Here is a 10000-nt window from a genome sequence, read left to right as displayed (position 1 = left end):
GGCCACGCTGATCGCCGGAGAAGCTCTGATCGCGGAAGACGGTCAGGCCTTCTTTCAGGCACAACTGGAACCAGTCGCGACAGGTGACGCGGTTGCCGGACCAGTTGTGGAAATATTCGTGCGCCACAACGCTTTCGATGCGCTCATAGTCGAGATCGGTGGCCGTTTGTGCATCGGCCAGCAACAGAGAGGCGTTGAAGATGTTGAGCCCCTTGTTCTCCATCGCCCCGAAATTGAAATCGCGCACGGCGACGATCATGAACAGGTCAAGATCGTATTCGCGGCCATAGGTCTCTTCGTCCCACCGCATCGAGCGTTTCAGCGCGTCCATGGCGTAGGCGGCGCGCGCGCTCATGCCCGGATCGACAAAGATTTTCAGCGCCACCGTGCGGCCCGACATCGTGACGAAGTGGTCTTCGAGTACGTCCAGTTCGCCAACGACCAGCGCGAACAGATAGGCCGGCTTGGGGAAGGGGTCTTCCCATACGGCGTAGTGGGCATCTGCGTCTTCGCCGCTGTCGATCAGATTGCCGTTGGACAGGAGGCGCGGGAAACCGGCCTTGGGCGCGCGCAAACGCACCGTATATTTCGACAGCACGTCCGGGCGATCAGGGAAATAGACGATCTTGCGAAAGCCTTCGGCCTCGCACTGCGTGCAGTAACGACCGGAGGACATGTAGAGCCCTTCCAGCGTCTTGTTTTCCTGCGGATTGATCTCAACCTCGACCTCCAGCGTGAAGCGGTCGGGCACGCCGGGGAGGGTCAGACATTCCGGCGACAGGGTATAGGCATCGGGCGTCAGATCAACGCCATCCAGCCGCAGCGCTTTGAGGCTCAGCCGCTCACCCAGCAGCACCAGCGGGGCGTCGGCGGCGCCGCGTCGTTCGATGCGATAGGTCGCCCGCACCCGTGTCTGCGTCGGGTGCAGATCAAACGCCAACTGCGTTTCAGGGATGGCAAAATCCGGCGCGCGGTAATCGGTCAGACGGATGGGGCGGGCGATATCGGTACGGTACATGCGCGCGGCGTCTCGCAAAGCAAACAGGTCGGCAACAGAGTAGCCGTCCATCTTTGCATAGTCTTGCAAAAATCCAATTCGGCCCTACCCAATTTTCGGTAGGCAACCGATTGGAATTTTCATTCCGCGGCGGTGGCGCTGATTTCCGGTTCCGGCTGGGGCTCAATCTGGGGCTCCATCGGGCGCGTCTGGGTGTCGGGCGGCGGCGTTTCAATCACGCGGCGCAGTTGCTCAAAGCGGCGTGCGATGCGCAGCAGGGGCTCCGGCAGGGCCGGGGTGTCATCGCTTTTCACATAGTCGCTCAGTTCGCGGGCCAGATTGAAAAAGCGCGGGGCCGCCGTAATCAGGCGCGCCTGCATTTCGATCAAAGCCGGATCGCGGTCGTATTCGGCCCCCGGCACGCGCCAGCCACCCCAGTCATTGGGGTCGGTGACGACCACCGGATAGGTGCCCGGATAGGGATGGTGGGCGCAATCTTCGACGGCCTGCACGCGGTTGCGCGCCCGCATCAGCCGCCACGGCGTCTTGCCCGGCGCTTCGCCCGGTGCCGCCTCGATCTCGGTTTCCGCCGTCAGTTCCTCGGCGCGGAAATCGCGCCCCAGACCGCAGTCATAGGTGACGCGGATCGGTTCCTCAAAGCCCGCGACCCACACCGGCTTTACCTGTTCGATCATGGCCCAGGTGCCGACGGGCTCGACATAAACACGTTGATTTCGATGGAAAACAGCCTTGGCCATCTTAGTTCCTTTGACGCAAACTGTACGCGGGTGATTTGTCACATGGCGCTAAGGCGTGGCGGGTGTTAACCGCTCAGGCGCCAGACCCGACCCTAACGCACAGGCTTTAGCATTTGGTGAGGGAGTGCGGTTAAGACGTGTTAAGAGTTAGCTATGACCGATCCGACCTTTGCCCCCGCTGACCTGCGCCGTCTGGTCGAACGCTTCTATGAGCGGGCGCGCAGGGATACTCTGCTGGGGCCGGTGTTTGAAGCCGCCGTTGACGACTGGCCGGCGCATTTTGACATGCTGACCGCCTTCTGGAGCATGGTGATGAATGGCCCGCGCCCGGACATGCCGGTCTTCAAGGGGCGGCCCCTGCCCAAACATCTGGCCCTGCCGCTGAAACGTCAGCATTTTGATCGCTGGCTCGACCTGTGGGCCGAAACGACGGCTGAGGTGTTCGACGCGCCGCGTGCCGAGGCGCTGCGTGAAAAGGCCTGGCGCATCGGTCAGTCGTTTCAGGCGGCGCAGGCGATGAACGAAATGTTGCGCTGAGTGTTACCGCTATCTTCGGATACGGTATATGTTTCAAACTAAACGGCTTTTTCCTTAATCTTGTCAGACATTTAATTTTCTTGTCGCAGGGTCACCGGGCAAGCGTTTGTAATTATTCGTCATATTATCGCGGTGCAAAAATCTGCGCCTAAACCCTCTTGCGGCGCACAAATTTTGCGTTAGGGTGGAGAAATTCCTGCCTGAGGTCTGCCGTCTGCGGCAGGTTTTGTGTGTCCTCAGCCTTGCCTGCCCTGAGCCGATGCCAACCCGCCCGCTCAGACCCGCCCGGTTCCCGCACACGCCTCAGGCTGCACCGATAGACTTAAAAAAAGAGGCCCGCCGATGACCGACGCTATGATCGATCACGTCAAGCAGAACACCGCCATGCTGGAGGGGTTTCTGACTGACGCCGTCAACAGTTTCGGGCGCGGCAGTGTGTTGTCGAAGATCGAGGCGCTGCGCGCCGACAATGCCGATGTCGATGATTTAAGCGAATCCGAGGCCGCCCACGCGGCGCGCGTCCTGACCTGCCTGTCCACCCTGACCGTCCTGTCCGAGGACGTGGCCAATCTCAAGCGTGTCGAGACCTTTCCGGGGACGCAGGAGGCCATCACTCTGGCCAATGCCGTGCATCAGGCGCGCGCCAAGGGCCATTCGCAGGCCGAGATCGAAGAGACTCTGAACGGCATTCTGGCCTCGCCGGTGTTTACGGCGCACCCGACCGAAATGCGCCGCGCCTCGGTGGTGGAGCGCGAATACGACATCACGCAATTCCTGTCGTCCTATGAGCGCACGACCCGCGCCTCGGAGCGCAAGGCGCTGGAAGAGGACCTGTTCCGCGCCGTGGCTCTGCTGTTCAATACGCGCCTTAATCGCCCCGAACGCATCACGGTCGCCGATGAGATTCAGAACTCGCTTGGGGCGGTACGTCGCGCCATCCTGCCGGCGCTGGTTGAGCTTTATGGCGACTGGAACCGCGAGATCGAGCTGGAAGGCGAACTGCCCAACGTGCTGAAACTCGGCTCGTGGATCGGGGGTGACCGCGACGGCCACCCGCACGTCGATGACACGACGATGAACTACGCCTTCCACAATCAGGCGAAGCTGGTGCTCGACTTCTATTTCCAGCAACTCGACAAGCTCGATATCGAACTGACCCTGTCCGAGGAACTGGCGCCCGTCACCGATGCGCTACTGGAGCTGGCGCGCAAATCGTCCGACACCAATGTGCACCGCGTCGATGAGCCCTATCGCCGCGCCATCACCTTTATCAAGACGCGGCTGGCCTCGACCTGGCAGGCCATTCTCAAACTGCCGCACCCGCTGGCTTCGCCGCTGGCCGGGGCCTATGAGACGTCGGAAAACTTTGTCCGCGATCTGCTGATCATCCGCGATTCGCTGATCGAATATGGCGGCAAGCGGCTGGTGGGGCGGACGCTGAAAAGCACCATCCAGATCGCGCGCTCGTGCGGCTTCCACCTGTTGTCGCTCGACATGCGGCAAAACTCCGCCGTGCATGAGCGCGTGATCGCCGAACTGTTTGCGCAGTCGTCGGAACTGCTCGACTATAGCTCGCTGTCGGAAAACGAGCGCGTGTCGGCGCTGGTGGCGGAACTGACCAATGATCGTCTGCTGCGCTGGCCCTTCGCCAAATATTCCGATGAGACGCGCCGCGAACTGCGCATCATCGACGCGGCGGCCGAAGTGATCCGCACCTTCGGGCCGGACGCGATCGGGGCCTATGTGGTGTCGATGGCCAAGTCGGTGTCGGACATCCTTGAGCCGCTGGTGCTGCTGAAACAGGCCGGTCTGGTCTATGGCGGGCCGTCGCCGCACACCATGATCCGCGTGTCGCCTTTGTTTGAAACCATCGAAGACCTTGAGGCCGCGCCCGACATCATGAAGCGCTGGCTGGGTCTGCCCGCCATGCGCTCGCTGATGGGGCGTCCGGCGGTGCAGGAGGTCATGCTCGGCTATTCGGACTCCAACAAGGACGGCGGCTATACGGCCTCACGCTGGAGCCTGCATAAGGCCTCATCGGCCATCAAGGCCGTGTGCAATCAGAAGGGCGTGGCGCTGCGCCTCTTCCACGGTCGCGGCGGTTCGGTCGGTCGCGGCGGCGGCCCGTCCTTCAACGCTATCATGGCTCAGCCTGAAGGCACGGTCGGCGGTCAGATCCGCGTCACCGAACAGGGTGAAATGATCGCGCGCAAGTTTGGCAATCAGACAACGGCGGGCAAGACGCTCGATTCTTTCGCGGCGGCGGTCTTCCTCGCCTCGCTGCCGGTCAAGGAGCGCGACGCCCACCACATCAAGGAATCCGAGGCCGAAGCCAAGTATGGCCCGCTGATGGATCAGTTGTGCAAGGCCTCATTCGACGCCTATCGCGCCCTGGTCTATGACGACCCGCACTTCCTCGACTTCTTCCGTTCGGTGACGCCGATTTCGGAGATTTCCGACCTCAAGATCGGTTCGCGCCCGGCCTCGCGCACCAAGTCGGGCAAGATCGAGGACCTGCGCGCCATTCCGTGGGTCTTTTCGTGGTCGCAGTCGCGCATGGTCCTGCCGGGCTTCTACGGCTTCAACGCTGCGGTCAAGGCGCTGGGGGTCGATGACCAGACCCTGATCGACATGTGCAACGAATGGGACTTCTTCGAGGTCTTCCTGGCCAATATGGAGATGGCGCTGGCCAAGTCGGATATGGAGATGGCCGCGCTCTATGCCGGCATGGCCTCCGATCCGGTCGAGGCGCAACGCATCTTCGCCACCATCCGTCAGGAGCACGAAGAGATGACGGCGCTGGCCAAACGCATTCGCAAGGCGGGTACGCTTCTGTCCACCCATGAGCAGTTGCGCGGTTCGATTGAACGCTCGCACGCCCTGCTTCAGACGCTTAACCGCATGCAGGTCAAGCTGCTGAAAAAGCGCCGCGAAGGCAACAAGCACAAGCTGGTCAAGCTGGCTATGCAACTGACCGTCAACGGCATCGCCTCGGCCCTGCGCAATACGGGGTAGGCTATAACAGCCTCCGCACCACGATAATACCAATTTAATACCTTGAGGCGCGGCCCCGGCCCCTATATACAGACTCAGAGCGAATTCCCAGCTTGACCCGCAGGCGGACGCGCGTTATGACAGCGCTGTCAAAATTTTTTGACGCGCTGTGACGTTTGCGTAATAAGCCGCCTGCTAAAAAGGCCCGACGTCACCTCGCCAAGACCCAGGAACCCTATCGTGAGCTTATCGACTTCTTCTGCGAATCGTAAACCCGTCTTCGTCCTCGTCGGCGGCACCGGTGATCTGGCGCTGCGCATGTTGTGGCCGTCTCTGGCCATGCTGGATCAGGACGGTTTTCTGGATAAGGACCTGCGCATCATTTCGGTGGCGCGTGAGGCGGTGGACCGCCCGGCCTTCCTTGAGCGTGTCAGCGCCGCCGTTCAAAAGCGCATCGGGGCCGATCTCGAAGCGACGACGCTCGATCAGTTCCTGCCGCGCCTCAGCCATATCGCGCTCGATGCTTCCGACCCGCAGTGGGGGGCCAAGCTGAAGGCCGAACTGGGTGAGCCTGAGGCGCTTGACGTCGTCTATTTCCTCTCCGTGTCGCCGTCGCTGTTCAAGCCGATCTGCGAACATCTGGAAAGCGCGGGTCTGAGCAAGGCCCCCAACCGTGTGATTATCGAAAAGCCGCTGGGGCGTGATCTGGCCTCATCGAAGGTGATCAACGATTCGGTCGCCCACGCCTTTGACGAAGCGCGCACCTTCCGCATCGACCACTATCTCGGCAAGGAGACGGTGCAGAACCTGCTGGCCCTGCGCTTTGCCAATACGGTGTTTGAACCGCTGTGGAACGCGCAGTCGATCGACCACGTGCAGGTCACCGTTTCGGAAACCGTCGGCACGGGCGATCGTCTGGGCTATTACGACGATTACGGGGCGCTGCGCGACATGGTGCAGAACCACCTGTTGCAACTGGTCTGCCTGCTGGCCATGGAGCCGCCGTCGAACTTCAATGCCGATGCGCTGCGCGATGAAAAGGTCAAGGTGCTGCGGTCGCTGAAACCGATCACCGCGGATAATGTGCGCGATGTGACGGCGCGTGGTCAGTACGGTCCGGGCTTTGCCGAAGGCAAGCAGGTGGCGGGTTATGAGGCCGAAAAGGGCTCGCCCTCCAACACCGAAACCTATGTCGCCATCAAGGCCGAAATCGCCAACTGGCGCTGGGCCGGCACACCCTTCTATCTGCGCACGGGCAAGACCCTGCCGTCGCGCACCACCGAGGTGGTGATCCAGTTCCGCCCGGTGCCGCATTCGATCTTCGGTTCGGCGGCGCAGCCCAACCGTCTGGTCATCCGCCTGCAACCGGACGAAGACATCAAGCTGACGGTGATGAACAAGGCACCGGGCCTTAGCGCTGATGGCATGCAGCTTCAGCCGCTCGACCTGTCGCTGTCGCTGTCCAACGCCTTTGATGGCAATGGTGACAAGCCGCCGCGCCGTCGCATCGCCTATGAACGCCTGATCCTCGATGCACTGAACGGCAATAACGCCGCCTTCGTGCGCCGCGATGAGGTCGAAGCCGCCTGGGCGTGGGTCGATGGTATTTCGGCGGCGTGGGCCGAAGCCTATCCCAAGCCGCAAATCTACCCCGCCGGGACCAATGGTCCGATGAGCGCCTATATGCTGCTCGACCGCGACCATCGGGTGTGGAATGACTGAGGCCCTGGGCATTCACCGCCTGCGCACCTTCGACAGCGCGGCCGAGGCCGAAACCGCCGTCCTGGCGGCCATTGCCGAGGCCCTGTCCGCCGCCATTGCCAAGCGCGGTCAGGCCCTGTGGATCGGAGCCGGGGGCGGTACGCCGAAGCCCGTCTATCAGCAGCTCGATACGCTGGACCTGCCGTGGGACAAGGTAACCCTGTCTCAGGTCGATGAGCGCTTTGTGCCGGTCGATGACGCGGCCTCCAACACGAAGATGATGGCCGAGGCCGCCGCGCCGGTGATCGCCAAAGGGATGCGCTTTGACACCCTGATCCGTGATCTCAGCGACGCAGGCCTGTGCGCGCAACAGGCCGAGACTCTGCTGCGCGGCTTTAATGACGGTGACGCGCCGGAATTCGACCTGACCCTGCTCGGCATGGGGCCGGACAAGCACTACGCCTCGATCTTCCCTGGCCACGCGCTCAATGCCACAGTCTATGACACGGACGCGCTGGTCCTGCCGGTCGCCCCGGCCAGCGGCGGCGCAGAGCCAAAACTGCCGCGCATCACATTGACCGTGAAGGCCCTCAACCGCTCCCGCCGGATCGTGCTATATATCACCGGTCAGGAAAAGCGCGACGCGCTCATGGCCGCCATTGCCGATCCCAACCCCGACACCGCGCCCATCGGTGCCTTCCTCGCCCAATGCCCCGTGCCCGTTGACATCGTCTGGTGTCCGTAACGGCCGGCCTTCAACAGCGAAAAGATAACATGACCACCGAGCTTCATCCCGTTCTCAAGTCCGTCACCGACCGCATCATCGCGCGCTCCAAGGCCACGCGCGCCGAATATCTGGCCCGCGTCGAGCGTTACAAGTCGCGTGAGCCGCGCCGCAAGAAGCTGTCGTGCGCCAACTACGCCCACGTCGCCGCCCCGATGACCGAGACGGACAAGCTGGCTCTGGCGCTCGATAAGGTGCCCAATATCGGCTTGGTCACCGCCTATAACGACATGCTGTCGGCGCACGCCCCCTATTACCGCTATCCGGAAAAGATATTGGACTATGCCCGCCATGTGGGCGCGACGTCTCAGGTGGCCGGTGGCGTCCCCGCCATGTGCGACGGCGTCACGCAAGGCAAGCCGGGCATGGAGCTGAGCCTCTTTTCGCGCGATGTTATCGCCATGGGCACGGCCATTGCGCTCAGCCACGATGCGTTTGATTCCGCTCTGATGCTGGGTATCTGCGACAAGATCGTGCCGGGTCTGGTCATGGGGGCGCTGGCCTTCGGGCACCTGCCGGTGATCTTCGTGCCGTCGGGCCCCATGCCGTCGGGCCTGCCCAATCCGGAAAAGGCCAAGATTCGCACCGCCTATGCCAAGGGCGAGGTTGGGCGCGACGCGCTTCTGGCCGCCGAAATGGCCTCCTACCATTCCGAAGGCACCTGCACCTTCTACGGCACGGCCAATTCCAACCAGATGCTGATGGAAATCATGGGCCTGCACGTGCCGGGCGCGGCCTTCGTGCCGCCGCGCGGCGAACTGCGTGACGCCCTGACGCGTGCCGCGGTCGAGCGGGCGGCGAAGGCTTCGGCGCTGAGCGATGCGCCGGCCTATATGGCGGATGTCATTGATGAACGCGCCATCGTCAACGGCGTGGTCGGGCTTCTGGCCACGGGCGGTTCGACAAATCACGCCTTGCACCTGCCGGCCATGGCGCGCGCCGCCGGGATCATCCTGAAACCCGAAGACATGAACGACCTGTCGGGCGTCGTGCCGCTGCTGGCGCGCGTCTATCCCAACGGCTCGGCCGATGTGAACCACTTCCATGCGGCGGGCGGTATCGGCTTTGTCATCAAGGAACTGTTGTCGGCCGGTCTGCTGCACGGCGATGTCAATACGGTCTGGGGGCCGGGTCTGGCCGCCTATGGCAAGGAGCCGAGCTTACGCGACGGGCAACTGGTGTGGGTCGATGCCCCCGCCGAATCGCTCGACCTCGACATCCTGCGCCCGGTGACCAACCCGTTCTCGCCCGAAGGCGGATTGCGTGAGCTACGCGGCAATCTGGGCGTGGCGGTGACCAAGATTTCGGCGGTCAAGCCGGAACACCGCGTCGTCGAAGGCCCCTGCGCCGTTTTTGACGATCAGGACGATTTTTTGAAGGCCTTCAAGGAAAATAGGCTCCCGGAAGGCGATTTTATTTGCGTTGTGCGCTTCCAGGGGCCAAAAGCCAACGGTATGCCTGAGCTGCACAGCCTGACTCCCTCCCTGTCGGCCATGCTGGATCAGGGCCGCAAGGTGGCCCTTGTCTCGGATGGACGCATGTCGGGGGCCAGTGGTAAGGTGGCTTCGGCCATCCATTTGACCCCAGAAGCCGTTGACGGCGGACCGATCTCAAAACTACGGTCAGGGGACATTGTGCGCGTGGACTGTGAAAACGGGAACCTGAGCTTCATAGGTGATGAAGCGCAATTGATGGCGCGGGAAAGCGCACCCCGACCGGCGGATGCCGACGGTCTGGGGCGTGAACTGTTCGCGCCGTTCAGGCGTCTGGTCGGCGAAGCCGTCTCAGGCGGCTCCGTTTTCTGGTAAGGTATTATGACGGCGCTTTTCGATAATCAGACCACCTTTTCTGCTTCGTCACAGGTGTTCAGGGGCCTTGTCGGTGATATCGGCGGGACCAATGCGCGCTTTGCCATTGCCGAACGGGGCGGGGGTCAGACGAAGCTGACGGAGTTCAAGAGCTTCCATACGGATGGCTATAAGGACCTCTACGCCGTCATCGACGATTATTTTGGTGGTCTGAGCGGGCGTCCGGACCTCGATTTTTCGGTCATCGCCGTGGCCGGGCCGGTCAATGACGGGGCCATCAAGTTCACCAATCTCGACTGGCTGGTGACGGAAACCGAGCTGGCGCACCACACCTCGGCGCGCAAGGTGCGCCTGATCAACGACTATGCTGGTCTGGCCTATGCGCTGCCGCATCTTCAGGACGAAGACACCCGCCGCATCG

At 62.2% G+C, this 10000-nt stretch carries 8 protein-coding genes; 6 read left to right on the top strand and 2 right to left on the bottom strand.

The window, feature by feature from the left end; genetic code table 11:
- Together LDL37_RS05335 and LDL37_RS05330 are read right to left on the bottom strand one after the other, a co-directional pair.
- The coding region (locus LDL37_RS05335) for a M1 family aminopeptidase (RefSeq protein WP_290795320.1) at positions 1–1018 on the bottom strand (1018 nt) is incomplete at its 3' end.
- Positions 1019–1137: 119 nt separating this feature from the next.
- Positions 1138–1755 carry a hypothetical protein gene (locus tag LDL37_RS05330; RefSeq protein ID WP_290795318.1) on the bottom strand — a complete coding sequence of 206 codons (618 nt, stop codon included), beginning with the start codon at positions 1753–1755 and terminating at the stop codon, positions 1138–1140.
- 153 nt (positions 1756–1908) lie between these two features.
- Here LDL37_RS05330 and LDL37_RS05325 point away from each other — a divergent pair, with 153 nt between their 5' ends.
- From LDL37_RS05325 to LDL37_RS05300, 6 genes are all read left to right on the top strand, one after another.
- Positions 1909–2292, top strand: a complete 384-nt coding sequence (locus LDL37_RS05325) for a group III truncated hemoglobin (RefSeq protein ID WP_290795316.1) — start codon at positions 1909–1911, stop codon at positions 2290–2292.
- A gap of 342 nt (positions 2293–2634) precedes the next feature.
- Positions 2635–5307 carry a phosphoenolpyruvate carboxylase gene (ppc, locus tag LDL37_RS05320; protein WP_290795314.1) on the top strand — a complete coding sequence of 891 codons (2673 nt, stop codon included), beginning with the start codon at positions 2635–2637 and terminating at the stop codon, positions 5305–5307.
- 219 nt (positions 5308–5526) lie between these two features.
- The gene (gene zwf / locus LDL37_RS05315) at positions 5527–7008 is read left to right on the top strand and encodes a glucose-6-phosphate dehydrogenase (RefSeq protein WP_290795312.1); all 1482 of its coding nucleotides are present in this window, start codon (positions 5527–5529) and stop codon (positions 7006–7008) included.
- Positions 7001–7732 (top strand): 6-phosphogluconolactonase, encoded by a 732-nt coding sequence (gene pgl, locus LDL37_RS05310; RefSeq protein WP_290795309.1) that lies wholly within the window; start codon positions 7001–7003, stop codon positions 7730–7732. Before zwf ends, pgl begins: the two co-directional genes overlap by 8 nt.
- 29 nt (positions 7733–7761) lie before the next feature.
- Positions 7762–9579, top strand: coding sequence for a phosphogluconate dehydratase (edd, locus tag LDL37_RS05305; protein ID WP_290795307.1), 1818 nt, complete (start codon positions 7762–7764; stop codon positions 9577–9579).
- A 6-nt stretch (positions 9580–9585) separates the two neighbouring features.
- A partial coding sequence (locus tag LDL37_RS05300; protein ID WP_290795305.1) for a glucokinase occupies positions 9586–10000 on the top strand: 415 nt, incomplete at its 3' end.

It is taken from the genome of Asticcacaulis sp., assembly GCF_020217185.1.
In the GTDB taxonomy this organism is placed as follows: domain Bacteria; phylum Pseudomonadota; class Alphaproteobacteria; order Caulobacterales; family Caulobacteraceae; genus Asticcacaulis.
This window is presented reverse-complemented; position numbering and strand designations above follow the sequence as displayed.